We start from the raw sequence: 26,508 nt of genomic DNA on the forward strand, positions 1-26,508 counted from the left end.
ATGCTGTATTAGCAGTGGCACTAATACGCCGGGGAAGCCTATATTAAAACGGTTACCCCGGCCTTACCATCTATATAATTACGGTATTTGATGGCTCGACTATAAAAACCATAAAAACCATAAAAACTGGGAGTAAAATCCTAATTAACACGTATTACGATTAACTCCAGTAATATATCCGGCTGACATTAATCACTGCCAACCGGACAAGCGCTATTTAAATATGGCAAGCAGGTTCAATCGCCTGAGCCACTTTCTTTTGGAAGGTATCAAGCTGACAAAGTTTGTCATCACCACTATTTTCACAGCCGTCTATTGCAACAGGGACCCTACCAGCCGGATTGTTTTTCAGGTCTAGTTTCTCAGCATTTCGTAACTGGCCCATTGTTTGATAGAACATTTTCACCGCGATATAACGTTGATGATTATCTGGGTTTTGCCATAGTTCGAAGACCAATCCGCCCCCAGGAGGGGTATTATCGGGCTGCTGTGGTAATTGCCAGTTAGCCCCCAACATTCCAGCAATATTGGCGATGTTTGTATCATGTCCCCCTAGGAACAGAATTTTGGTTTGGGGTGATAATGGCAATGTTTGCCCCTGAGCATCACGCTGAAGGACAAGGGCAGTCTCGATCTGTTGCAGCAACGGTGTGCCCTTATGACGAGCGATATAAGGTGTTTTTGCCATTAAATCAAATTGCGCATTGTGCAACGATAATAACGAGATCCAATTATCTTCTCCCGTTAACCGATGCCAGGCAACATCAGGCATCGCTTGCGAATTTTGTAGCAAAAAGATCTCACCTAAGGTTGATGATAGCGCCAATGGTCCACTGAGCGAAACTTTTGTCCCCGGCTTGTTCACCGTGATCTTATTCGCTGCAAAGTTGGCAAAATCACATGCTTTTCCTTGCTGTTGCAGTGATTTACAGTAAGAAGATGCAGCAAAATTCAGAATCTCACCCATCTGGGCAAAGGGCTTAGCATAGCGTTTGCTCAGTTCACTTAATGGCGCACCAAGTCGCTCTTCAACAGCCTTATGGGTTTGTGTCGAATCTAACTTACACACCCCCGCGTCGACGGGGTGAAACAGCGGATCCACTTTTTTCAAATCAGCCTGATAATGTACTTTCAGTCCACACCCCGGAGCTATTCCATCAAGGAATGCCTGCCCCGTTAAACGCGTTCGTTGATCAACATCGGCCTGCGCATAAATAACCGCGTCAGTTGGGCACCCTGCTGCGAGTAACCCTTGGCTACGGTAGTAATCACCATAGAATCCGCCCATCAATGTCACTAATTGTGCACCTCGGGGGGTTAAGTATCCTGCGGCGACCGGCCATTGTGGCCACTTGTCAGGGGTAACATCATTCATTAACTGTGTTTGTTTGGTTGGCGAGCGAACACCATGGCGGCTCAAAATAACCACTCGCTCCAATGTATAGCCCGTGGGTTGTATGGCAACCGGCGCGGCACTAATCGCATAACTACTGAGTATCAAGGTCAGTGCGGATAATCGCAGACTATCTACTGTTATTGTCATAATTTTATATCCTTATTAAAACTACGAATATTTTTACCTCAACGAGTATGGTCGACGATCGCTGACCTCACAATGTGTGAAAACAATAAACAATAGGAGTGGTAATTGGTGCTATTGAGCAAAAAAACACGTCAATTGGCGCTAAACTTGATTCGGTTCTCAGTGTTAGAACGGTAATTAGCCGATGATGTCATTAGCGATATTTATATTGAAAGGAGGTAGGGTAAAAACCCGTTTTATCATTCCGGCCATTGTCCGAAAAGCATTTAGCGCATAAAAGCATTTGGCGCATTAGGATTGGAGAATATAGCCCGTAATCCGGTAGCTATACATACAAATCATAAGGAGTCTGACATGCGGAAAACAGGCGATATCGACAGAGTCATGTCGGCAAGACAACTGCCAAACAAAGCCGTAGCACTGATTCTTGCAGGAGGTCGTGGTTCACGCCTTAAAGATCTTACGTCCGTTCGGGCGAAACCCGCAGTTCACTTTGGCGGGAAATACCGCATTATCGACTTCGCGCTCTCTAACTGCCTCAACTCGGGTATTCGTCGAATTGGCGTGATAACACAGTATCAATCACATACTTTGGTGCAGCATATCCAGCATGGCTGGTCATTTCTCAGCGAAGAGATGAATGAGTTTGTTGATTTGTTACCGGCACAACAGCGCCAAGGACAGGAACACTGGTATACCGGTACCGCTGATGCCGTCTTCCAGAATCTGGATATTATCCGCCGCTATCGTTCTGAATATGTGGTGATCCTCGCGGGGGACCATATATATAAAATGGACTATTCACGCATGCTGTTGGATCACGTGGAAAGCGGAGCAGCCTGTACCGTGGCGTGTATTGAAGTCCCGAAAGAGGAAGCAAAGGCCTTCGGTGTAATGGAAGTGTCTGAAGATCTACAAGTGAAAATGTTTTGGGAGAAACCGGAAGATCCACCGACATTACCCGGTCACCCTGATCGCAGCCTTGCCAGTATGGGAATTTATGTGTTCAACGCTGAGTTCCTGTTCAAGTTACTCGAGAGCGATCATGCTGATGAACACAGTAGTCATGATTTTGGCAAAGATATTCTGCCGAAAATCACTGAACAAGGCCATGTCTGGGCGCATCCGTTCTCACTGTCTTGTGTCTCTACGTCACCCGATGCGCCTGACTATTGGCGCGATGTAGGCACATTGGATGCCTATTGGCAGGCCAACCTCGATCAAGCGGCTATCACGCCAGAGCTGGATATGTATGACGCCCATTGGCCAATACGTACCTATGCCGAACCTTTACCCCCAGCGAAATTTGTTCAGGACCGCTCAGGCAGTCACGGAATGACCATGAACACACTCGTTTCTGGCGGCTGTTTTATTTCCGGCTCAGTGGTAGTCAACTCCGTGCTATTTTCTCGGGTACGGGTCAACTCCTTCTGTAATATTGACTCTTGCGTATTGCTACCTGATGTCAATGTCGGCCGCTCTTGTCGTCTGCACCGTTGTGTAGTTGATCGTGCAAGTACTATCCCCGAGGGAATGGTGATTGGCGAGAATGCAGATGAAGATGCCCGCCGTTTCTATCGTTCAGAGAGCGGCATTGTATTAGTCACCCGTGAGATGCTGGCAAAGCTATAAGGACAGAAGTGGCCTGACATGGACAAGTGAGCAATAATTTATATAATCAGGCCAAACAAATCAAAAGGTCTGATTATGTCATTTACTGAATGGGTCATATTGGGTGTGGTTATTGGTTGTGCTGTTGGCGCTTTACTGAAGATTTTTGGTAAGAAGAAAGACCGCTAACCTTTTCAGTTGTCAGAATATACCCTAAATAATTCAAGTTACAGCGGCCTCAACGTGGTGAGGCCCACAGATGGGCCGAGTAGTGAGCGCAGCCAACACACATGCAGCTTGAAGTATTACGGGTATTGATAGAGTAAGACGGCGCATCACTGTGCCGTCTTTTTTGTGACTGCAATCTTATCATCTATCAGAAGGTGTAACGTAACCCTAAGCGGAAACGATATTGCTCACTGTTGTATTCATGCCAACATTCCGGTCATAAATGAAATAACAGCGGCGCGGTATCGATAAGCAAATACCGCCGTGAGGGCAAACCGCATGCTACACCAGCTTGGCTATTGTAATGACTGTTGGCCTTCAATTGTTGAGCCAAAATCATCGATAATTGAGAAGAATACCGTCATATTCTTTGCAGGGACTTGGTTACCAACCAGCACGCCATCAGTGCTACTTTTCGGTGCGACCATATCGTCATTCCCCAACTTAACCGTGGTTCTCGTGGCACTTTTACTTTGCGCAATCTCCAGAGTCTGGAAGGTCACATTAAATGGCGTCGGATTGGTTACACGAAAGATCCCTCCACTCCCCTGGGGGATCCATCCGAAAGAGAGTTGGTTAAGCACACCCTCTGAACTGGCTGGAATACCCGCCGGGCGATAAAACAGTTTGATGCGTGAGCGGAAGGCAATTTGTACTTCATTGTTGGCAGCCTGATTGTTGGCAGCCTGCGACGAGGCGCTTTTCGGGGGCACTTCTAATACATTCAACCAAAACATCGATTCGCGATCCGGCGGCAGTTGACTGGCAGTACCGGTATAGTAAATACGAACAGATTTATTGGTTTGAGGATCAAGACGAAAAACCGGAGTCTCAACGACAAACGGCACCTTTATCTGCTCAATGGATTTATCCATTTCAGTAATATTATTATCAACCCACAGTTGCAATAATGCCGGGTGGTTGCCCTTATTGAGGATCTGCACGCTACCTGATTTATCACCCCCAGTAACCACCACCCGGGTCAGACCAATAGCAATACCCGCCTGCGCAGTGGTACTGAGCAAGAATGTGGCAAGGGCCATCGCCGCATATATGTTATACCGATGCGTGAACCTGCGGATATACGGCATGAGCCTGTAAGATAACGTTTTCATTTATAAATCAACGTAAAAGTAAATGCGCCTTTGACGGAACCACTTTGCACGGTACTTGCCGTTTGATAAAGCCCTGCGTTCATGGGCACGGTGTAGCTCTGCGTGCTAGCTGAATTATAGCCGCTCAACGTGTATTCGGTATTCAACACGATCGGTGTATTTGTCTGGCTACGCAAAACTAACCCCACGCCTCTGGCGGTGGATCCACTATCCAGCGCTACCACCCCATTTGCCACATTCAGCACATTGGTTGTCGCACCAAATGTATAATTAATGCCCGCCAACCCACCGGGGCAATTATTAAAGTTGAGATTAAACAATTTTAACCCTTTGATATCGCCAATCCCGGTAAATTTGTTGGTAGCGACATCGGGTAAATTGACGATAACATTCGGGGTGGTACAGGTTTGTGTCATTAATTGGATATTCAGGGAATTTGGCGCAAAATCAAATAATCGGTAGCGGGTTGTTTCAACATAACTACTGGTGCCATTGTTATAGGTACGGTAATCATAGGCATAAGCAGGGTCAAAAGCGGCAGCCCATCCACTGGTTAATGTCGTGGCAATTTTAACAAACTTGATTTGTAGCTCTACGTTCAAGTTAAAATTAGCCCCATTGTTGTAAGGAATGGGGCCTAACAGCGGTGAAGAATAAACCATATTTGCCGCGCTAAAGCCATTCATCGGCTTCCAGTCGCTGCTAAAACCTGCGCCAGTCACGCGAAAACGCAGTGCATACCCTAAGCCCGCTTTACCGGTATAGGAAAATACACTGTGGCTATTACCATCAATGTTGATGGTTCGATCAATACTGTACGGCGCGTACAGTCCTACCCCAGCCTTAATACTGTCACTCATTGAATCGGGTAATATATGGCACACCCAGCCCCCTGCAGGGAAGCTTATCCATGAGCCAATCGGCGAGCCAACCGCAGTATTGGGTGGAACCCGCAATGTGGTTGTCGGTCCATAAATATAGTAAGTCCCGCTATAGTCACAATCCATGGCATAGCCCAACGCATTAGCATGATGGCTAATCGCTAAACCACTCATCACCAGTGACCACAGCAAAAACTGTTTGAGTTGACGGTACCCGCGCCCTGTCGAATCCCTGACGGCACCACACAGTCTATCGATGTAATATTGCGCTATATTTCGATAAGAACTCATTTGCATATCACCTCTAACTGCCGGAATTCACCCTGAACCAATGCGCTACTGGGCAATTTATAATCAAAGCCGCAACTCTCACCAACCCCTTCCCCCCAGATCACGCGCAGATGCCCGTCTTGCTGGTTCACACGCACCATGGCTTGCCCACCCTGAGCGATATAGCCCACGCTGGTACCCTTGGCATCTTTCACCTCGGCACCAAACGGTAACGGCGTGTTATCCGCCCGATGTCCGGTCAATAACATCGAATAACCGCTGGAGGTTTCAAACTTCACCAGTGCCACCGCACCGGCAGTAGGAGCAACCCGCTGACTGGTGGTTTTAAATTCCACATCAGACGATAACCCTGTTGGATCCAGTTCTACATCATTCTGCCGGTAAGGGCTTAAGTAAGGCACAACTGCACGGCCACTGCCATCGAGACGCATCCCCGAATAGTTGGCGACACGGGCACCCGCAGCATCGGGTGCTTCCACTATCCCTACGGTATCGCCCAAATAGGAGGCAAAAACCACGCCACCACGGTATGCGACGAGGCCACCAGACACACTGGCACTGGCCTGCTCGTAATCCTTACTTTTAGAATAACTGCCGCCAAGCGTCGCTTTAGGGGCCAACCAACTACCGCTCATGCCAACGGAGTTGTAATTGCCGTTCACATCAGTGCGGTTACTTGCCGCCGAAACACCATAGTTAAATTGATTATCGTCGCCAGCAGAGCCTGAAACCCCGGTTTGAACTGAACTGCTATCACGAGTATTGGTGTAACTGGTACTCAAACGTGGTGAACCCCGTTTGCTCCCCAATGGGATGGAGAAAGAGATACTCAGTTGATTATCCCAGTTCTCACTGGACATATTGCGCAGCCGATTAAGGGCCACGTTATAACTCAGTGACTTATAGCTATTATTATAGCCGAACTGGAAATTCATATCGCGGCGCTGCCCGCCCCAATAATCCTGCGCATTGGCATTGGCATAAAACGAGCCATAACCTTCGGGCAAACCTTGGGTAATACTGATTTGTGCCTGATTGCGGCGGCGATATTTAAAACTGTCATCGTAGCGGGTGCCATCACCTGGCAGGCTTGAATTGAAAATAGTGTTATTAACTTCGCCATGTTGCAAATAGTCACGCATACGCATCGCTTCTGACGGCGTGTAAAAACCGTCACTGGAATAATGGTAACTGGCGATGGTCAGGCTGGTATTCGTTTCCGGCAATGAGTTCGCATAGGTTATCCCCATACTCTGACCGCTTTGGTCATTTTCACCGGGCAACCTGGTTTGCGCTTGTGTCAGATTAAAGGCCACCGCCCCGACCGGGGTATTGAATGCCAGCCCAGCAGAAGCAGATAGATACCCTTCGGCCGCAACCACTCCACCGTTACCCGTCATTAAATTGGATAAGCCATGGCGAAACGTCCCCATAAAGAGAGCCGGTTTTTCCACCATTGAATTGTCGCGATATTCCCCGGCCATCAAGGAATAACGAGTGGTTCCCGGCCGCAATAGCTCGGCAATCGATGTAAATGGCACGGTAAACGACTGCTCGCTACCATCAGCTTCGGTAATAGTGACAATCAGATTACCGCCCTGCCCTGTAGGGTAGAGATCGTCGATGATAAAAGGCCCCGGTGTTACCGTAGTTTCATAAATAGATTGGCCCTGTTGGCGAACAACGACGCGGGCGTTAGTACGAGCAATGCCACGCACTACTGGCGCATAACCACGCTGAGAATCAGCGAACATGCGGTCATCCGAACTTAATGCAATACCACGATAGCTAATACTGTCGAATACTTGACCATCAGTATTGGAATCACCCACCGTCATTTTGCTGTATAAAGATGGCACTGCACGCTCAGCGTAGGTGGCCAGATTTTGATAATCAAACCCCTGACTGTCACTGCGATTCAATGCACTACGATAATATAAACGCCAACTTTGCCAGTTGAATCCGCCTAACAACCCGAGATATTGATAAGTCTGGCTGCTGGCATCACGCTGATTACTGCGATAACCGGTGTAGTCATATTTCAACGTTGCCGCCGTCACGCCATCATCCCAATATTTAGGATTAACATAGCCACGCGCCTGACGGATTAAAAAGGCTTGTGGAACCTGAATATCCAACCGTTGGATATTCTCATCAAAAATGGCATTGCCACCGTCAAGAAGAGTGCTCAATGATGAGCAAACACCCGCACTTGCGAGTTTTTTCAGTACATCAGGCGTAACCTTAGTAGTATCAATCCCTAATTCATCAAACAGCTTTAAATCAAAACACGGAAGGGCCACTTTAGATTCTGGCGACGGCAATTCAAAGCGCATAGTCTGACGCCCAATCCACTGTTCATTCAAATAGATATCAATGCTATGCTCACCTGGAGCAACAGGATTGCCATCACTGTAGCGGCTGGCATCAACAGAAAATCGCAGGAAAGAGTCACTGAACTCAACATGTTCAGAATCTTCAGCCCAGACAGGTAAACTAAATAGCATGCCACCCAAGCTAGAAATAACCAGGGAGAAGAATACCGGAAAATATTTCGGGCGCTCGTGTTTTTGATAATACATGTAATAATTAAGCATTATATCGAGGCCATTTAATAAAAGTGCCCCCTGTGGATACAGAGAAACACTGATTAATTATATTTATGTTTTTATTGCACTAACTTCTGAGTACCCGGTGTCTCGCCACCTTGATCATTGATAACAGAATAAAAAACTTGTGTGGTATTATTTATTGGGCCGTTAGCATTAACCGGTAAGCTAAGCTCAGCAAAAGGTGCAATCATCTTATTATTTATTTTGCTCAAACTTGCCACAATCGGGCTATCTTTTGATGCACGTAATTCCAGTGTTCTAAAAGTAATATAATAGGGTGACGCATTTTTTATAACCAGTTGATTACCCTTTTTAAAAAAGGTCACGTTCATAATAGCCTGTTCTATTGGCATGGCTAATTCTGCCGGGCGATAAAACATTTTAATTCTGGTACGGAAAGCCAATTGCAATTTGTTATCATCTCCCACGGCTTTTTTAGTAGGTTTAGGCGGGATTTCTAACAAGTTAAACCAAAAAAGTGTTTCACGATCAGCCGCTAAACCACTGCCAGTTCGGAACAAACGGATAGTCTGATCTCTTTTAGGATCTAAACGCACCACCGGTGGCGTAACACTAAAAGGCACCTTGATAGTATCAGGCCGCGCGTTCGCATCACCGTTATCAATCCAGGCTTGCAGCAGAACGGGCATATTACCGGTATTGGAAACCTTAACCACGCCTTCACGTTGCTTCTCATCGTATATAACGCGCGTACCCGTGATCATCACTTCAGCGCGGGCAACCGTGGCAGCAACCAGTAATGCGACAAAAGAAAAAGCTATAAAACATGTTTTACGCATAGAACTTCCCATTATAGAGCGAATGAAACAGGGAGCATTAAGCTCCCATGGGGTAACAGATAACATTCGCTATAAACAACGCATCGCCATCAGCCACGCTATATCAAACGTTTTGATTAATCGTAAACAATCGTATAGTTGACTTGTGTTGCAACAACACCCGCCGTAACAGCGCTATTAGCATAATATTGTGCGTAATAACCCAATGTCGCACCACCACCGGAAACATCTTCTACCACACCGCCCTGGCTAGTACCGCCGACCACGATTGGCGTGCTGACTTTGTCTAACAAACGAACCTGAGCGCCCGTCGCTGTTCCACTACTGTTGTTCAACCGGCCAGTGCTGGTCTCAACAGTAGGGCCTGGTTCAAAGTAGGCATAAGCGTTATTCAGTGTCGACCCAGCACAGCCAGACAACACGATATTGAAAGGTGTGGTACCCGCAACCGAGCCAATACTACTCAGGGCATTTGCAGAAACAGTCGGTAAGGTAACCGTCCCATCATTAGTGCCGTTGTTGACAGCGATACTACAAGTCGTATCAGTGATTTGACCGTTGATGGTAATAGTTCCATCAACAGCGAATGCTGATTGTGCAATAAATACGCTGGCGATAGCCGCGATTAATGCATTGCTAGTTTTAATTTTCATATTTATTTCCCCGAGCTTTAAAACCCGTGATTTAAAGTAATGTTTAGGCCAATAATATTAATTAAACTTAATACCTAATATCATTGAATTGGTTAATTCTATTTCGAGTGGTTATTATTTCAGCGAATTAGAATATTGTCAATCCAGCCCAAAACGTAAAGTTATAAATGCATTGTTAAATAATTAGAACCCATGAATATAAATAAAAGAATAGTAGAGTTGTTTGTAGGATTTATTTCCGAATCTGTAGGAATATTCATACAAGAAATAATTATATATAAAATTAGATTATGCGGGATATTTAATACATCTAATATTTAACAAATAAAAAAAACAATACAAAACAGGATTGTAGGATTTTTCCCACCCTTGCAAATGAGAATATCTTAAAAAGTACGACTATTCGATATATCGCATCGAATAATTGAAAACATAAATTCATTCAAAAATTATCTTTACAAATTATTAACGATTTTAAAGTAAAAAATATTTTGTTTATTGCGAAAATCAATAATTATCAACATTGATCATCATAATGGTTAACAAAAATAACCATGTAGATTAGATTATTAACTGTAGTAATTCTCATTCGTTATCATATCTTGTAACTCAGCTTTATGGGGTCGCGTCCTTCTGTACCTACTGAATATCGTGTTCTATTTACAGAACTCCCCGGTTACGCCGAACAAGACATGCAAAGCCCGTAGTTGGGGGGAATGTCACCCCAAAAAGCAATGATGAGATAAAACAGCAAAAAATAATGTCACGCCCACTGTTATTGCAGTGAGCGGATAATATGTACCGCACTTATGCCACCGAACTCTCTTTGGTACAAAGGAATGCGTTGAGGTAATTCACTGCCGGTGAGATGACTGATCCAACCTGCGGGATTAGTGAAAATACGAATGCTTGGGTATAAGGCAATGTCCGTCGGCCACACAAGGGATGGCTAGCATCACCGCATCTCCACCCGTGTGCCTAATTTACGCGCTAATCCTTTGGCACCTTCGCGCATGACGCTGTCATGATTCCAGCGAAATAATGGGGCTGCGATTGGTGCCAGGCAGTTCATCCAGCGCGTATTGGTTCGAATGTGCCAATCGTAACGAACAATAGTGTCGGTGCCATTGAAAAATAATGACCACTGCCCAATCCCTTCAACCTCACCACTCGCCTGCCCCTCTAGCAAGCGTAACGGCATAATGGTTAAGACATGAATATCAAAGGTTATCCGATAAGGAAGTACACCTTTCCAAGTGTAACGATGCAATGCGCCGATACCTTGTAGATCACCTTTTTCTATCTCAATGATTTGCTCCAGACTTTTCCACCAATGTGGCCACATATCCGGGTGGCATAGAATATCCCATACCGTCTGAAGCGGTGCCTTGACCTGCCAAGTGGTGGAAAACCGGTACTCAGCCATACCGTCGAACTCCGTATCAAGGGGTGAAAAAACGTTCAGGAAAATGCAGATTGATAATCATCGCCTCCATAATGACCGTTTCCAGTTGCTGTTGTTCCACCCCATAACTGATCACTTTGACTGGGAAGTGGGATCGATTATCTAACCAGATGTCGCAGCGATGTACCTTATCCACCGTGAAACCGGCAGGGCCAGTTATTGAGAGGTGCGATACCGGCTGGTGCGCGAAAACCTCATCACCGAGAATAACGGTATTGCCGCCTTGTTGCAGGAGACGGATGTTGTGTAACAACGTTCCGATATCAGATTTATCCACACGGTGACCACTCTTATCGCGTATCAAGGTATTCGTGGGCAAAAGGCTCAGTACGGGTAACGTGTTCATTCCGAATGGCCATAATCTGACCTGGCCGCTGTCAGGGCTATAAATCAGCGCGGCTCCATTGTGGGGTTCAGTAAAATCCATGCGCACATATCCCGGCTTACGGTAGCTGTAACGAATTACCGTCGCATCACCCTGTGCTGACAAGGAGCTAACTCTAACTTGATAGGATTCAATCAGCTCAAAATGGTATTGCGCAACCCTAATCGGGTCAGATGTGCGGCTACCCGATATTGGCGTGACTATCATGCTGGCATCACGCGTTCCATCTGCCACCATCGCTGCATAGGCAACGCGGCCCGATATCAAAAGTACCGCCAGTATTATGATGGATCCGGTTAAGCCGCGAATAGCCTTCTCCTACACTTGGGTTCATCAGCCAGAATTACCTGATGTCATATTAAATATAGGCCTAAATATCAGCAAACAATCAGCAACCCAGATCTATTATTTATCATCTTGCTACGCCGACTTAGTGTGATAAGGATCGCTGAATTTTTTTTCTATAAGTGCTTGAATAATGGTGGAGCATGCGGGATTTCCCTCTCAGAAAGGTTATCTTATCAGTCATTTTCGGGGCAACCTCTTCAGCCGTTCCGGTATCTCTCTATGAAACGGTTGCGATCATGCACCTTTTTACGGCATGTTTATGGCAACACCTCCCTGCTTTAGATATTCGAATTATCACTTTGTGAGCAACCTGATGATTAAGTGGCTGTGGAAAGCAAATCAACCGCAAGCGGAGATGCTTGCGCAGTGGCGTGAAGCACTGAACATCCCACTGTTGGCTCCGCTGAATGAGCAGGAGCAACAGCGGCTGGCTTCTGTTGCCAGTTATTTGCTGCAACAAAAGCGACTGGTACCATTGCAAGGGTTAGAGTTAACACCGTTGATGCAGGCACGCCTTTGCCTGCTATTCGCACTACCCGTCATGGAGCTTGGGGCCAAATGGTTAGATGGCTTTCATGAAGTCCTTATTTATCCTTCTCCGTTTGTGGTTGATGACAACTGGCAAGATGATCTCGGCCTGGTGCATTCAGGTCAAACAGTACAATCGGGTCAAAGTTGGGAACAAGGGCCGATTGTCTTGAACTGGCAAGATATTCAAGACTCATTTGATTTATCAGGTTTTAATCTGGTTATTCATGAGGCCGCGCATAAGCTGGATATGCGCAATGGTGGTAATGCTAACGGTGTGCCCCCTATTGCCATGCGTGATGTGGCAGCATGGGAATATGACCTGCATCAGGCAATGGACAGCATTCAAGACGAGATAGATATGGTGGGTGTTGAGGCTGCCAGTATGGATGCGTACGCCGCCAGTGATCCGGCCGAATGTTTCGCGGTGTTATCAGAGTACTTTTTCAGTGCGCCTGAACTATTAGAAAGCCGTTTTCCTGTTGTTTATCAGCATTTCTGCGCATTCTATCACCAAGATCCCCTCGCCCGGCTGAAACGTTGGGAAAATGCCTTAGGGGATAATCAAGATACCGATAATATACCGCCGCAGAGCTAGTTACCTCGTCATTTGCAGAGGCAGTAGCGGTCTGATGGCTAATAAAAAATGGCGGTATTGCCCTATTCAACGGTTATTTACACCGCCTTTGCTCAGATGCTGAGCAGTTAGCTGCAATGCACTAATTTAGCGTTGACAGTATCGGGCATGCTAGATATCATGCGCCCCGTTCACACGATTCCTCTGTAGTTCAGTCGGTAGAACGGCGGACTGTTAATCCGTATGTCACTGGTTCGAGTCCAGTCAGAGGAGCCAAATTTGTGTTTTCATGCATCTTCACGAATCTTTATAAGATTTAGATTCAACGAGTTAGTGTGAAAAGTCTTCCCGATGCATTTTCATTTCCCCCTCCGCATCGGGCAAGATTGGTGGTCTGATTTGGGGTCATTTCAGTTCGATTATGGAGTGACCACCCTATATCTCTGAACGACACTAAAATCCGCAGTCTCAAGCCTTCTGAAAAACCTTTCAAAGTTTCCGATTCCCACGGTCTATACCTTTTAGTCAATCCAAACGGTTCACGTCTCTGGTATCTTAAATATCGTATCAACAAAAAAGAATCTCGCCTTGGCTTAGGTGCCTATCCTGATGTATCTCTGGCCGTGACCGGCTCTGGGATATCGACATATTTCAGGACGCTGGGAGCGCCTTCCACGTCATAAACCGCTGCTTTCATAAATTTCCCTCTGTCTCATCAGTAAATCCAGACCAGTCTGGCAAACCATCCCGATCTGGCATATAGCACGTCAGCAATCTCTCTGTTGCCTCTACAGGTAGCGCGGGCTGCCCTGTTGAATTTTCGACTGGCATAAAGACCCGTAACGCTTAGGGCAGCCTGGCAATCACCTTAATCTCAAACTTGAATCCGTAAAGCCACGTCACGCCGATCCCGGTCAACGTAGGGTAAGGCGCTTCCCCCCAATATTCTGGCAGGATACTCCAGATAGCGTCGAGGTTTGACTCGGGATCGACGACAAAGAGGGTAACGTCAACCACGTCACCGAACGTGCAGCCCGCAGCTGTGAGAACAGCATTAAGATTATCGAATGCCAGCCTGACCTGCGCTTTTAGATCGTGCTCAGGCGAACCATCCTCGCGGCTACCAACCTGCCCCGAAACGAACAAGAAACCGTTGGATTTGATGGCCGGTGAATAACGATTACGCTCATAGAGCGCCTGCCGACCGAAGGGAAAAACTGCTTCGCGTACTGTCATGTTTGTACCTTTGCAATTGGGCGAAATCTGCCCGGTGAACATAAAGACACTTTACAGGTGCTAGATCGGGCGGATAAACAAGCGACTTTGTTCATCATTGTTTGTAAAATCCAAACAATCGGTGAAAAGAGAGGATAAGGAATGGATCGTTTCGATGCGATGCGCGCCTTTGCTCGCGTGGTGGAGGCAGGTAGCTTCACAAAGGCTGCCCAAACGCTTCATATGAGCAAAACCACGGTGACACAACTCATTCAGCAGTTGGAAGCGCGCCTGCGCGTCAAGTTGCTCCATCGCACCACCCGCAAGCTCGGCGTGACTCCCGATGGCGCGGTCTACTATGAACGCGTCATCCGCCTGCTGGCGGACATGGAGGATGCTGAAAACAGCCTGTCCAGTGCGGCGATTACGCCCAGAGGACGGCTGCGGGTGGATGTGCCCAGTCCGCTGGCCCGCCTCATCCTGGTGCCGGCGCTACCGGCTTTCCACGCACGCTACCCTGATATCCAGTTCGACATGGGCGTGAGCGACCGGATGGTGGATCTGATCGGCGACAACGTAGATTGCGTCCTGCGCGGTGGCGAAATCAACGACCAGTCCCTGATCGCACGCCATGTCGGGGATTTGCAAATCGGCGTTTATGTCGCCCCCAGTTATGTGGAACGCCTTGGCGCCCCTGCGCATCCGCGAGAGCTGGAAAACACCGACCATCGCATAGTGGGATTCTTGTCCTCACGCACCGGTAAGATTGATCCTCTGGTACTGCGCAGTGAGAGTGAACATATTGAAATCACGGGCAGCTATGTACTTGCCGTGGATGATGGCAATGCTTACCTCGAAGCTGGGTTAGCCGGGTTAGGCGTGATTGCGCTGCCAATCTATATGGCGGCGGCACATCAGGCTGTTGGCTCTTTAATTCCGTTATTTGCACAATGGCGTATCAGTCCAATGCCCCTGCACCTGGCGTTTCCGCCGAACCGCCATGTCAACGCCAAACTGCGAGTTTTTATTGATTGGATCGTTGAATTGATGCAGCAGCATGTCCCAAATTCCAACAATAAGTAACTACATCCCAGCCCCCTGATTCGCTCATCAGCGTCGATTGGTGGTCACTCTGGTGGTCTTGACAGACTAGCAATTCAGGTTTGGCTTACTTATTAGCCAGTTACTGGCAAAGGCGATCCCAGTCAGAGAGCCAAATTAAAGAAGCCCGCTTAGGAAACTAAGCGGGCTTTTTGCTTTTAGTGGTTTCTGGCGGTCGGCTAAGGGGGGCGGGCATACATTGTGGTGTATTAATCAGCTCAGTGGATCGTGCGTAATACGCTGGATATAACGCTTGCTGATAACATATAGTTTCCCTTTAAAGCGTGGCTTTTATAGCTGACCTACTCCCGATGGATTAGCCCAACCTCGCCGTTGGGATGAATTTACACCTGTTTAAACCGGTTAATTTGCAACAGCTAAAAACTTTATTATGCTTGATCGTTAACCGCCAACCAATATCTCGATTAGAGGAACTCATCGACCTCGACTTACTTAAAACCTTGGCGATGAGATAGATTTGATGACACTAGCTTAAGTTTGCCGCTTCGGATTACCATTAAAGTATTTTGATTATTGTGATATAGGAAAAGTAATGTATGAATAAAAACCGGATATCTAAAATTCTGTTGGGGGTTATGGCCTTTATTGGCACTATTACACTGATTCCTGCGGCACAAGCCTGTACCAGAGCAGTGTATTTGGGGCCGGACGATTTAGTGATCACCGGTAGGTCGATGGATTGGAAAGAGGATCTTCATTCCGATCTGTGGGTCTTCCCGCGAGGAATGGCGCGCACAGGAAATGCAGGGCCTAACTCGGTGGCCTGGACGTCAAAATATGGTAGCGTGATCACTGCAGCCTACAACATTGCCACCACTGACGGGATGAATGAAAAGGGCTTGGTGGTTAATATGTTGTGGTTGGCTGAATCCCAATACCCAGAGCCAACACCCGCTAAACCCAATATTTCGCTGGCAGCATGGGGGCAATATGTTCTTGATAATTTTGCTAACGTCGATGAAGCCGTTAATGCCTTTAAAAAAGAGCCTATTACTGTATTAACCAGTAAAGTCCCCGGTCAAGAAAGGCTTGGCACTATTCACCTCACGCTGTCCGATGCCAGTGGTGATAGTGCTATATTTGAATATATTGATGGAAAACTCATTATTCACCATAGCCGGGAGTATCAGGTTGTCACGAATTCACCAACCTATGATAAGCAACTGGCCATCAACTCCTATTGGCAAAAAATTGGTGGTACTAACATGCTACCGGGTACCAATAGCTCCAGTGATCGTTTTGTTCGTGCACAGTTTTATATTAATGCGATCCCTAAATATACTGATAAGCAACTGGCTACCGCGAGTGTACTGAGTGTTATTCGCTCGGTGTCCGTTCCTTATGGTATCAGCACCCCCGATGAACCCAATATTTCATCTACTCGCTGGAGAACACTCTCAGATCAGAAAAACAAGATCTACTATTTTGAATCCACTTTAATGCCAAATACGTTTTGGGTTGATTTTAATAAGATTGACTTTTCAAAATCTGATGGAGTTAAAAAGCTGAAGCTAAATACCCCACAAGCGGCTCAGTATACTGGCGATGTTTCAGCACATTTCCAACCAGAAAAACCGTTTGTATTTGAGCCTGTTATACCTTCAGCATAACGAGTTAAAAGGGAGGGTAACTCCCCTCCTTCTGCGCTTACTATATCAAAATATACATCACGCCTACCCTGGTAGGCGCATACTGCCACAAATGCCGCTCTCCACGGATATCCTTTAACTCTCCCCAACGTATATTAATACTGAAATCCCTCTCAATATCTGTGGTACTAAGAATCCGAGAACCACAATCCGTCTACACATGAAATATATTTTTGGATTTTTTTTAATTAAGAAATTACCGCTCAAAATGAATATCTTCCCATACACGAGTCATTGCTGTGTGAGCAGGTTTTATTCATCAAGTAATAAACATAGCACGCATTATACTCAGGCCGTGGAGATTAATGAGAAAATAGGATAGTGCTCCGACTGAGATCAACTTGATGGTTTGAGTAAGCAATAAAGCTTGAAGCAGTGCAAAAATAACCTGTTTAAATAGGTACACTATTGCCATGCGGCGATTGGCCTCGGAAGATTGGGAGGCCCGCAAATAGTCATGGGAATAAAAAAGATTATTGCATAGAAAATAAATTTCATTATTTAAAAACTGCTATTTTTAATGTTTCAAGATCATCGGGCGTGACATGTATGATACCTTCTCCTGGAATATCAATCTCAGCAATCATAAAAAGGGCAAGAGTGGTTAGAAAAGGTAAAACTAACATTAGCATATTACTACCATGTAGCCCTCTGATATTATAGCCAATTAATATATTTGAAGACACAGAAAAGAATATTAGTAAAATCCAGGCAGCGACCGGGATTTGATATCGCCAACTTGCCATCGTTTTTTGCTGAGAAGTATATAAATCGCTGTAAGCTGATAGCACTGATACAGTCACTGGGTTAGGATTTGATATTGCCTCTGAAGAGGCAATATTCCAAAGTTGCGTTTGTTTGTCTAAAGATAATTCACGCCACTGATTATCATTATCTTTCACGCCTGATTTAAAAAATTGAATTCTCGCTTCTAAATACTGCTTTAAAATATCTTTAGCTTTTCCCTGGTCATTAACAGACAATAATTCTGAACGTTGGTAAGCATTCCCGATAGCAATCGTCTCTATCTCTTGTGATTGTTGCCTGGTATTATATCCACTAATTGAAATTGATAATATAAATCCGAGTAGTAGACCAAGAAGGGATAAGGTAGCGCCAAGGATGACTTTAGTTTCATCATCCACTATGGCGCTCTCGTTATGTCTTTTTTTAAAGACAAACTTTCCAATATATGCAGAGGATGCTAATAAAACAAAAAAAGATAAGAATAAAAACATTGAATTAACGAGTATACCATTAACTACATCAGTAAATATTGACACTATTCATATCCTCATTACTTATTTTATTAGGCAATATTAGCAAACACAATTAAATATAGACAACATATTTTGGCGTAGATGCGTATTTTTAGCTGCCATCATCCTCCACATAAGTGATTCGTTTATATAGGTAAATTCTTATGACTTGATTCGGGACAACGAATTCCCCAGCAGAGATTGTCAGCCCCACCACCCGACCATCATGAAGCACACGTACTTGGGTGTTTGCCAGTTCCAGCTCGGCAATAGCCCGTGCCGCATCATCCACTTGCCAGGCGGTGAAATAGCCTTTAGGTCGCCGAGTGATTGGCCCTGCGAATTTTGTTGAGACTTATGTGGGTATAGGGAACATCAGCTTATCATCCCTAACCCACACGGATATTTATTGATAAGCTCTGCCACAGTGCGGGCCCTGACCACCCATTTTTGCAGTATTGCCCATCATGCCACGATGATGCCCCATCAACGGCACGCCGTCTTTTGCTAACTGGGTCTCCATGGTGACACGTTGTTGGTAGATGTTATCGCGCAACGTTGTAATCTCTTTGCTGACTGCCAGAACCTTCTGGTCATCGACAGGAGCACGGGTGAGCAGCGCGTTGTATTCATATTGTTTAGAAAGCAATTGCTGATGTAAATTTGCTGTTGCTGTCTGGAAATTATCAAACGCCTTTTGATATATCGCTTGTTGTTCAGCCGTCAAATTCGCCGCGTAGCCGCCTCCCCTGTTCATCATGTTATTCCCCATACCCGGTTGAGCCAGTACCGAACCACTGATGCCCATCAGAGAGCTCAATGAAATGAGGGTGACGATCACTGTTCTATTGAATTTCATAATGACTTTCCTTTGGTCTGATTATCAATCAATAAGGTGTTTTTTTGTTTCTCCCTAAGAGATTTGCAATAACCAGGCCATCTTTTTCTGGCATGAAATTTGATACTCATCAGGTCAGTGCAACAATGCGTTTTTATCGATAATCGCCGCCAAAAGGCCGCCGGCTGCCGCTTGGTGGTTTAAAGGCATTGTCGGGTAATCACCTCCTATACACTCATATTGGCAAAATAGTCACAATTGTTGGTGTTATTCGTTAAGTGAGACCGGGTAATAATTACTCATAAAACTTATCATGTGAGTCATTATGACTCGCAAAACAATATCACTGGATGGGTAACGCCTAACGGGAGAGTGTTGTGAAGGAATTGAAAGGTCAGCATGGATTACTGCCCCTGCTTCCATCGTGGTTTTTTATCAGTTCGGTGCTGGTATTTGTGGTAATCATCGTCTCCATGGCAATAAAAGATCTGAATCGTGGGCGTGAGATTGAAACCCAAACCCTGCTGGAGAAAAGTACCGTATTGATCCGCGCGTTTGAATCAGGTACCCGAACCGGCATGGGGATGCGCTGGCGTCACGATTTGCGTCAGACCCTGTTGGAAGAAATGGCCTATCAACCGGGCGTGCTCTATATCGCAGTGACAACCCCTTCAGGGAAGATAGTGGCCCACAGTGATCCCACTCGCGTGGGCACCCAACTGTACAGTCCAGAAGTGATGAAATCGTTAAATGCAGGGCCTTCCGAACAATGGCGCCTGACGACATTGATGGGCGAACCACACAGCAATCAGAATGCGTTTGAGGTCTATCGCATTTTTAAACTCACCAAACACGACGAGGCGCACCGTGGGCATATGAATCGGCGTAATGTCGCCAGTTCCGAGCCAATTACGGCTGATGACGCTGAGAATAACGTGATTTTCGCCGCTTTCGACACCACAACATTGGATACGGTCCAGGCCAGAGATATTCGTAATACCCTGATATTCGTGTCTATTCTGCTATTGTTAGCACTGGCGAGTATTCTGGCCTTGTATTGGGCCAGGCGATATCAGCAATCAAGCCGAGAATTGCAGGAAGAAGTACGGCGTAAAGACAAACTGGCCGTAATGGGGAATCTGGCTGCCGGTGTGGCCCACGAAATCAGAAACCCACTCTCTTCTATTAAAGGTTTTGCCAAGTATTTTGAGAGCCGTTCATTGCCAGGGAGCGAGGAGCAAGGGCTGGCGAAAGTGATGGCCAAAGAAGTGGACCGATTGAACCGTGTCATTTCCGAATTGCTCGAACTGGTTCGCCCCACAGACCTTCGTTTCCAACGGGTCAATATAAATGAAATCATCGAACATTCACTGCATCTTGTCCGACAGGATGCGGAAAGCAAGCACATTAAGATCCTGTTCGCCGGTGATAGACACCTGCCGTGGGTAGAACTCGACCCTGATCGTTTTACACAAGTTTTGTTGAATCTCTATCTCAATGCAATCCAGGCCATTGGAGCAAATGGAACCCTTGCAATTTCTCTCGAATTGGTCGAAGGAATACACCTGAAAGTCAGTATTAAAGATTCAGGCAAAGGGATCACTGCTGACGACCTGCCCCATATCTTTGACCCTTACTTCACGACCAAAGCCTCAGGAACCGGTCTTGGTCTGGCTATTGTACAGAAAGTGGTCGAAGAGCATCAGGGCCAGATATCTGTCACGAGCACCCCGCAGTCGGGTACAATTTTTAGCCTGACGATCCCGGTCATGCACCGTGTCACCCTCAGAAAGGTATCCCGTAATGACAACGCATAAAGCACACATACTGGTGGTTGATGATGATTTGAGCCACTGCACCATTATTCGGGCACTGATGACAGGCTGGGGATATCAGGTGAGTCTTGCCCATAATGGCCGTGAAGCCGTGGAACGGACAAAAGAAATCCCCTTCGACCTGATCGTGACCGATGTTCGCATGTCTGAAATGGACGGTATCGAAGCGCTTAAAACTATCAAAGCTTATAATCCGGCCATTCCTATTCTGATCATGACCGCTTATTCAAACATTGAATCGGCAGTTGATGCCATTAAGTCAGGGGCTTACGACTATCTCACCAAGCCGCTTGATTTCGATATGCTTCAACTGACCCTGGCGCGAGCACTTGAGCATACAGGCCTTAAAAATGAGAATAAACAGCTTAAACAGCAATTGACTGTTTCACCACAAAACATGATTGGCCGCAGTCCGCCCATGCGTCGACTGATGGATATGGTTGCCATGATTGCCCCTTCCGATGCTACGGTGTTAATTTGCGGGGCATCGGGAACAGGTAAAGAGTTGATTGCCCGTTCAGTACACGCTAACAGTGCTCGCCGGGATCAGCCGCTGGTGATAGTGAATTGTGCTGCATTAAGCGAATCACTCCTAGAGTCAGAACTGTTTGGCCATGAAAAAGGGGCGTTTACCGGCGCGGATAAACGCCGGGAGGGGCGCTTTATGGCGGCGGATAAAGGCACTTTGTTTCTGGATGAAATTGGCGAAATTTCATTGTTAATGCAGGCAAAACTGTTGCGCGCGATCCAGGAACGAGAAATTCAGCGCGTTGGCAGCAATCAGACACTCACTGTCGATGTCCGGCTGATCGCGGCAACCAACCGTGACCTGAAAGCCGATGTAGACAGTGGCAGGTTTCGCCAAGATCTCTATTACCGCTTAAACGTAATGACCATTGACACACCCGCACTCAAGGATAGAAGTGAAGATATTCCCGCACTGGTCATGCACTTCCTTGAGAAATTTACCAGCAGAAATGGGAAGTCAGTTAAAGGTTTTACGCCACAAGCCATGGATTTGTTGTTGAAATACAACTGGCCCGGTAATGTTCGCGAATTGGAGAATGCCGTAGAGCGCGCAGTTATTCTGCTGACTGGCGATTTTATCAGTGAGAAAGAACTGCCATTGTGCATCCATCAATTCGCTGAGCAGCATCCATACAGTAGCCCAACAAATGAAGAAATACAGCCCCTTGAGCAGGTTGAAAAACAAGCTATCCTGGCCGCGCTTGAGAAGACAGATGGCAATAAAACGGAAGCGGCGAAATGGTTGAAGATCACAAGGAAAACGTTATTAGCCAAATTGCAGAAAGGGTGACCTACACACCCGAAAATGGCGTTACAACGTGAGATAGATATGCCAGTGCTTCGCTGGCTATCGGTATTATCATTGCGTCTCGCCAGCGAAGCTATCTCACCTCGTTGGCTGAGAAATAGTGCAACTGTGTCATGGCCACGCCAAGATTGAATACTGAGGTTATCTTAGTGCAGCTAAAACTAAAGTTAATTACACATATGTAATTTCGAACGCAGAATAAAAAAGGGAGATGAGCCCTTTATTTTTGTTCGTACTGGACTGGGGAGATCATTTCACTGGCCTTAGGGAAGACTGCCGGATGATCAATTCACCCTCAACTTTCATTTTCAACGACAGTAACGGTTGTCGCTGAGTTATTTTTAGCAGAGTGTGTAGAGCCATTTCTCCCATTTCACCATAAGGTAAATCTACTGAACTTAACTCTGGCGTGAGTTCAGAGGAAATACTTTGGTTATCATAACCAATCACAGCTATATCATCAGGAATATGCAATCCTTGTGACAAAATGGCTTGATAACATCCCAACGCAATATAATCACTACTACAAAAAATCGCCTCAGGTCGGGAAGGTAACGCCAGTAATTCCAGTGTCTTCTTATAAGCTTCTTTCAATGACCAGTTTGTTACCTGGATATAGCACTCATCTGGGCAAATATCATGGTTGATCAATGCCTGTCTGTAACCACTGATACGATCATTCGCAGCATCCATCCACAGCTCACCAGCCAGAATAGCAATCCGCTTATATCCCTGCTGCAATAAATGGCTAGTGGCCTTATAAGCACCGATTTTATCGGCCGGTAAAATACAGGGGATATCGGGTAACTCTGGGCAGTAACCATTTAGCATTACCATCGGGATAGACAGGTTCTGGAACATTGGAGCCAGTTGACTGGTCATGCAGGACGCATAAATCACCCCATGATAACTTCCCCCACGGATCTCTTCTTCGAGGGCGGCACAATGTTCTGGTTCATTTTCTTGATCAAAAATTGCCAATAATTTGTTATGTTGCCAGGCGGCCTGTTGAACAGCACTAATAGCTTCAATAAAGGGATCATGATTTATTAGCCCATTGATAATTAATGCTATTTTTTCTCTAACGATCAGGCGTTCCACCGCCTTATGCACATAACCCATCTCCTGAGCAATGCGGAGCACTTTTTCTCTGGTGTCATCGGCTAATTTGATGCTGTAAGACCCGTTTAGCACTAAGGAAACCGTCGATTGCGAAACACCAGCTTGGGCAGCTATGTGGCTCATAGTGACTTTAGTTTTTTTACTCATATTTTACTCATACTGGCTATGCTTCATCTCTTTTTATACTAACAGATTTTAGCCTAACAAAATTGGAGACCTAACCGCCTACCAGACTAATACCTCAATGAGGTACTCCACGCTTAACATCCCAGTCGCCACATATAGAATAAACATTAACAAATACAATTATATATGATTATTTTTATTTTTTATCAAAAAATAATTTCGTGATGCACATCGCTTTTAATGATACGGCCGTTTGAGATTAACTCATTAGCTAATATATTAGCTAATGAGTTAATTAATTATTAGGTAAAAAGTAATGATGAACAAATGGTCTGAAGAAAAATCATGGGAATGGCACAAAGCGCAGGGATGGCTACGTGGCTTTAACTACTTACCGCGTACTGCGGTCAATTGGACAGAAATGTGGCAACAAGACACTTTCGATCCCGCATGCATTGCTCAAGAGCTGCAATGGGCTACCGAGGTCGGGTACAACACGTTACGAACCAATTTACCCTTTGTTGTTTGGCAGCATGATCGTGATGGGTTAATGGCTCGAATTGAAGATTTCCTCAATATTTGTCAACGTGCGGGTATCAAAGTGATGTTAACCCTAATGGATGACTGTGGATTTTCGGGTGACCATCCATTTATTGGGCAACAAAAACAACCTGTTGCTGGTTTACATAATAGCCAGGCAGCGGCCAGTCCCGGTCGCAATATCGTTATGCAGCCTTATTTATGGGGGCAAGTTGAACATTATATCAAAGATATTATCGGTCATTTCGCCCACGATGAACGAATCGTTATCTGGGATCTTTACAACGAACCTACCAATCGTATGATTTTCACCTTAACCGGGGAATATGCTTTTGACTCGGCGCTGGAAGAATACAGCCACCAACTAATGGAAAAAGCATTTATATGGGCAAGGGAAATCAACCCGGTACAGCCATTAACGGTAGGGGCTTGGCATATCGCCAATATTTTGGATCTCAGCGCGCCTATTTATCAGCATCCGACCGATCAACGGGCATTGGAATTATCAGATATCATCTCATTTCATGCTTACGTGCCATTAGATTTAATGAAAAAAACGATCAGTATCCTAAAAGAATATAACCGCCCAATGCTGTGTACGGAATGGTTGGCACGTCATGCCGAATCGAAAATGCATGAGCAACTACCCTTATTTAAAGCTGAAGGAATCGGTTGTTACCAATGGGGATTAGTCAAAGGGAAAACCCAAACTTATATTCCGTGGCCTGAAATTAAACGCATCGATAATAACTATGCAGCCCGTTGGTTCCATGATGTTTTTAATGAGAATGGCATTGCTTACGACCCATCTGAAATGGAACTTATTAAAACATTAACGAACAAATAAATACGGCACATTAGGATATGGCACAACATATTATACATAGCCATAGCTTAAATTAAAAAATCTATATCCTACAAAATATAAAAGGCTAAGAATGGACATAAATCATTCAAGTACAAAAATCCCGATGAAAGAACTCGCTTCTTATTTCGGGTATGGCATGGGCCAGTGTTTTAGTTTCGGGCTAGTGGGTAGTTTTATTCTCTTTTTCTATACTGACATTATGGGAATCTCACCGGTAGCAGCAAGTATGATTTTCTTGATCGCCAGAGTGTGGGATGCGGTACATGACCCATTAATTGCTGGCATAATGGATACGATTAACATGCGGCGTGGAAAATTTCGCCCATACTTACTGTTTACACCCTTTTTGATTTTCATCGTCACCGTAGCAGCGTTTTATAATATTGAAGCCAGTCTGATGACCAAAACAATATATGCAGGTGTCACCTATATATTGTGGGGGACATTATATGCCCTTTCTGATATTCCGTTCTGGTCAATGAGTACAGTAATGACGGATGAACCACAAGAACGTGCCAAGACAGCGACCTGTGCGATGTTGGGTGTGAATGCAGGTATTGGTGCCACAATGGTTTTATTTCCTTATATTAGTGGATTATTTGCTGAAAACAGCGCAGATCGTGGCTATCTGGCAGGCGTTATCATTCTTATGGTTTTAGGGGTGATACTGATGCTGAATGGATTTTTTCATACCAAAGAACGTGTCAAAGTCACTATTGTTGAAAAAGTAACTTTAAAGCAGACATTTATTGTCGTTTGGCAAAATAAACCACTATTTTTTATACTTAGTGCCTTTTTTATGAACGTTTTTTCGAACATTATTAATGCATTTTATATTTTCTTTTTTACTTACAATATGAAAGATGCTGAACTTGTTTCTGTTATAGGTTTAATTACTTTCATCTGTGCTTTAGCTTGCCTGGGAACGCCATTTTTAACTCGTCATTTTAAAAAGAGAGACTTATTCATTGCACTCTGTGCATTGGAAATAATAGCGCGTATTGGTTTCTGGTTCACTGGGTATAATAACGTGATGGCAGTCATGGTGTGGTTAACCATAATCACTGCAATTTTCATGATGACCAACCCACTTATTTCCGCAATGATTGCTGATACTGTAGAGTATTCCTACTATCACACCGGTAAACGTTGTGCGGCCATCACCTTCTCTGGACAGACTTTTGTCGGTAAATTATCAGTTGCCGTTGCGGGTGGCGCCTCAGGTTTGATCCTGTCAATATTAGGCTATATACCTAATGTGACTCAGTCAGAATGGACATTAAACGGTTTATTCTTCTGTATTTCTCTGCTGCCCGCATTGGGTGCAGTAATCCGTATTCTTATTATGAGAAAATATAAATTCACCGAAGATAAGCACGCAATAATTAGAGAGGAATTAAAGCAAGGAAGATTTCACCCTTCGCTGAATAAATAAAGAGAATCTAACTTAATAGATTAAGGGGGGACATTAAATTAATTAGAACTGTTTTCCCTACATTACACCAGATGAGCCAACTTTAGAAAAGCAGACGTCCACAGGCGCCTGCTTTTGGCATTTAAA

At 45.3% G+C, this 26,508-nt stretch carries 20 protein-coding genes, 1 tRNA gene and 2 pseudogenes; 10 read left to right on the forward strand and 13 right to left on the reverse strand.

Annotated features, from left to right (window positions below; genetic code table 11):
• Positions 1–217: 217 nt before the first annotated feature.
• Positions 218–1,543: an AppA family phytase/histidine-type acid phosphatase gene (locus A6J67_RS17120; RefSeq protein WP_050297581.1), complete on the reverse strand. Its 1,326-nt coding sequence runs from the start codon at positions 1,541–1,543 to the stop codon at positions 218–220.
• Between the two features lie 354 nt (positions 1,544–1,897).
• Here A6J67_RS17120 and glgC point away from each other — a divergent pair, with 354 nt between their 5' ends.
• The gene (glgC, locus tag A6J67_RS17125) at positions 1,898–3,175 is read left to right on the forward strand and encodes a glucose-1-phosphate adenylyltransferase (protein ID WP_005192479.1); all 1,278 of its coding nucleotides are present in this window, start codon (positions 1,898–1,900) and stop codon (positions 3,173–3,175) included.
• Between the two features lie 503 nt (positions 3,176–3,678).
• Here glgC and A6J67_RS17130 read toward each other — a convergent pair.
• The 7 genes from A6J67_RS17130 to A6J67_RS17160 all read right to left on the reverse strand — a co-directional run bounded on the left by A6J67_RS17130 (position 3,679) and on the right by A6J67_RS17160 (position 11,851).
• The gene (locus A6J67_RS17130) at positions 3,679–4,497 is read right to left on the reverse strand and encodes a molecular chaperone (protein WP_080608300.1); all 819 of its coding nucleotides are present in this window, start codon (positions 4,495–4,497) and stop codon (positions 3,679–3,681) included.
• Complete coding sequence (locus A6J67_RS17135) at positions 4,494–5,669, reverse strand: fimbrial protein (RefSeq protein ID WP_158505890.1); 1,176 nt, start codon at positions 5,667–5,669, stop codon at positions 4,494–4,496. The genes A6J67_RS17130 and A6J67_RS17135 overlap by 4 nt, the downstream gene beginning before the upstream one ends.
• Positions 5,666–8,266, reverse strand: a complete 2,601-nt coding sequence (locus tag A6J67_RS17140) for a fimbria/pilus outer membrane usher protein (RefSeq protein WP_080608301.1) — start codon at positions 8,264–8,266, stop codon at positions 5,666–5,668. The genes A6J67_RS17135 and A6J67_RS17140 overlap by 4 nt, the downstream gene beginning before the upstream one ends.
• 71 nt (positions 8,267–8,337) lie before the next feature.
• Positions 8,338–9,081 carry a molecular chaperone gene (locus A6J67_RS17145; RefSeq protein ID WP_050072961.1) on the reverse strand — a complete coding sequence of 248 codons (744 nt, stop codon included), beginning with the start codon at positions 9,079–9,081 and terminating at the stop codon, positions 8,338–8,340.
• Positions 9,082–9,197: 116 nt separating this feature from the next.
• Positions 9,198–9,734: a fimbrial protein gene (locus tag A6J67_RS17150; protein WP_050072960.1), complete on the reverse strand. Its 537-nt coding sequence runs from the start codon at positions 9,732–9,734 to the stop codon at positions 9,198–9,200.
• 955 nt (positions 9,735–10,689) lie between these two features.
• Positions 10,690–11,160 (reverse strand): SRPBCC family protein, encoded by a 471-nt coding sequence (locus A6J67_RS17155; RefSeq protein WP_005185616.1) that lies wholly within the window; start codon positions 11,158–11,160, stop codon positions 10,690–10,692.
• A 16-nt stretch (positions 11,161–11,176) separates the two neighbouring features.
• On the reverse strand, positions 11,177–11,851 hold the full coding sequence (locus tag A6J67_RS17160; RefSeq protein ID WP_226718932.1) for a DUF1571 domain-containing protein: 675 nt from the start codon (positions 11,849–11,851) through the stop codon (positions 11,177–11,179).
• A gap of 394 nt (positions 11,852–12,245) precedes the next feature.
• On the opposite strand from A6J67_RS17160, the gene mtfA reads away from it, so the two are divergent.
• The 3 genes and pseudogenes from mtfA to A6J67_RS17175 form a co-directional block, all read left to right on the forward strand.
• The gene (gene mtfA / locus A6J67_RS17165) at positions 12,246–13,058 is read left to right on the forward strand and encodes a DgsA anti-repressor MtfA (RefSeq protein WP_050072958.1); all 813 of its coding nucleotides are present in this window, start codon (positions 12,246–12,248) and stop codon (positions 13,056–13,058) included.
• A gap of 179 nt (positions 13,059–13,237) precedes the next feature.
• Positions 13,238–13,313, forward strand: a tRNA-Asn gene (locus A6J67_RS17170).
• A gap of 161 nt (positions 13,314–13,474) precedes the next feature.
• A pseudogene (locus tag A6J67_RS17175) lies at positions 13,475–13,660 on the forward strand (Arm DNA-binding domain-containing protein); the annotation flags it as partial.
• Positions 13,661–13,883: 223 nt separating this feature from the next.
• Here A6J67_RS17175 and A6J67_RS17180 read toward each other — a convergent pair.
• A complete protein-coding gene (locus A6J67_RS17180; protein WP_050297584.1) occupies positions 13,884–14,273 on the reverse strand; it encodes a RidA family protein in 390 nt (129 codons plus the stop codon).
• Positions 14,274–14,414: 141 nt separating this feature from the next.
• Here A6J67_RS17180 and A6J67_RS17185 point away from each other — a divergent pair, with 141 nt between their 5' ends.
• Both A6J67_RS17185 and A6J67_RS17190 read left to right on the forward strand, forming a co-directional pair.
• The gene (locus A6J67_RS17185; RefSeq protein WP_005185600.1) at positions 14,415–15,335 is read left to right on the forward strand and encodes a LysR family transcriptional regulator; all 921 of its coding nucleotides are present in this window, start codon (positions 14,415–14,417) and stop codon (positions 15,333–15,335) included.
• Between the two features lie 614 nt (positions 15,336–15,949).
• Complete coding sequence (locus tag A6J67_RS17190; protein ID WP_390898740.1) at positions 15,950–16,984, forward strand: linear amide C-N hydrolase; 1,035 nt, start codon at positions 15,950–15,952, stop codon at positions 16,982–16,984.
• Between the two features lie 536 nt (positions 16,985–17,520).
• Here A6J67_RS17190 and A6J67_RS17195 read toward each other — a convergent pair.
• From A6J67_RS17195 to A6J67_RS17205, 3 genes and pseudogenes are all read right to left on the reverse strand, one after another.
• The gene (locus A6J67_RS17195; RefSeq protein ID WP_042570140.1) at positions 17,521–18,261 is read right to left on the reverse strand and encodes a membrane protein; all 741 of its coding nucleotides are present in this window, start codon (positions 18,259–18,261) and stop codon (positions 17,521–17,523) included.
• A gap of 184 nt (positions 18,262–18,445) precedes the next feature.
• Positions 18,446–18,604 (reverse strand): annotated as a pseudogene (locus A6J67_RS17200) (multidrug transporter subunit MdtN); the annotation flags it as partial.
• A gap of 84 nt (positions 18,605–18,688) precedes the next feature.
• Entirely contained in the window at positions 18,689–19,141 is a 453-nt protein-coding gene (locus A6J67_RS17205; RefSeq protein WP_050297586.1) for a periplasmic heavy metal sensor, read from the reverse strand.
• A 356-nt stretch (positions 19,142–19,497) separates the two neighbouring features.
• On the opposite strand from A6J67_RS17205, the gene zraS reads away from it, so the two are divergent.
• Entirely contained in the window at positions 19,498–20,937 is a 1,440-nt protein-coding gene (gene zraS, locus A6J67_RS17210; protein WP_080608303.1) for a two-component system sensor histidine kinase ZraS, read from the forward strand.
• Entirely contained in the window at positions 20,924–22,273 is a 1,350-nt protein-coding gene (locus tag A6J67_RS17215) for a sigma-54-dependent Fis family transcriptional regulator (RefSeq protein WP_042569540.1), read from the forward strand. Before zraS ends, A6J67_RS17215 begins: the two co-directional genes overlap by 14 nt.
• Positions 22,274–22,540: 267 nt before the next feature.
• On the opposite strand, the gene A6J67_RS17220 is transcribed toward A6J67_RS17215, so the two are convergent.
• Positions 22,541–23,560 carry a LacI family DNA-binding transcriptional regulator gene (locus tag A6J67_RS17220; protein ID WP_032906454.1) on the reverse strand — a complete coding sequence of 340 codons (1,020 nt, stop codon included), beginning with the start codon at positions 23,558–23,560 and terminating at the stop codon, positions 22,541–22,543.
• 298 nt (positions 23,561–23,858) lie between these two features.
• Between A6J67_RS17220 and A6J67_RS17225 the strand changes: the two genes are divergently transcribed.
• Together A6J67_RS17225 and A6J67_RS17230 are read left to right on the forward strand one after the other, a co-directional pair.
• On the forward strand, positions 23,859–24,926 hold the full coding sequence (locus A6J67_RS17225) for a cellulase family glycosylhydrolase (RefSeq protein ID WP_105165882.1): 1,068 nt from the start codon (positions 23,859–23,861) through the stop codon (positions 24,924–24,926).
• Between the two features lie 91 nt (positions 24,927–25,017).
• Positions 25,018–26,382: an MFS transporter gene (locus tag A6J67_RS17230; RefSeq protein ID WP_042569539.1), complete on the forward strand. Its 1,365-nt coding sequence runs from the start codon at positions 25,018–25,020 to the stop codon at positions 26,380–26,382.
• The last annotated feature ends 126 nt before the right edge of the window (positions 26,383–26,508 follow it).

This window comes from Yersinia sp. FDAARGOS_228 (assembly GCF_002073315.2).
Taxonomy (GTDB): Bacteria; Pseudomonadota; Gammaproteobacteria; order Enterobacterales; family Enterobacteriaceae; genus Yersinia; species Yersinia intermedia.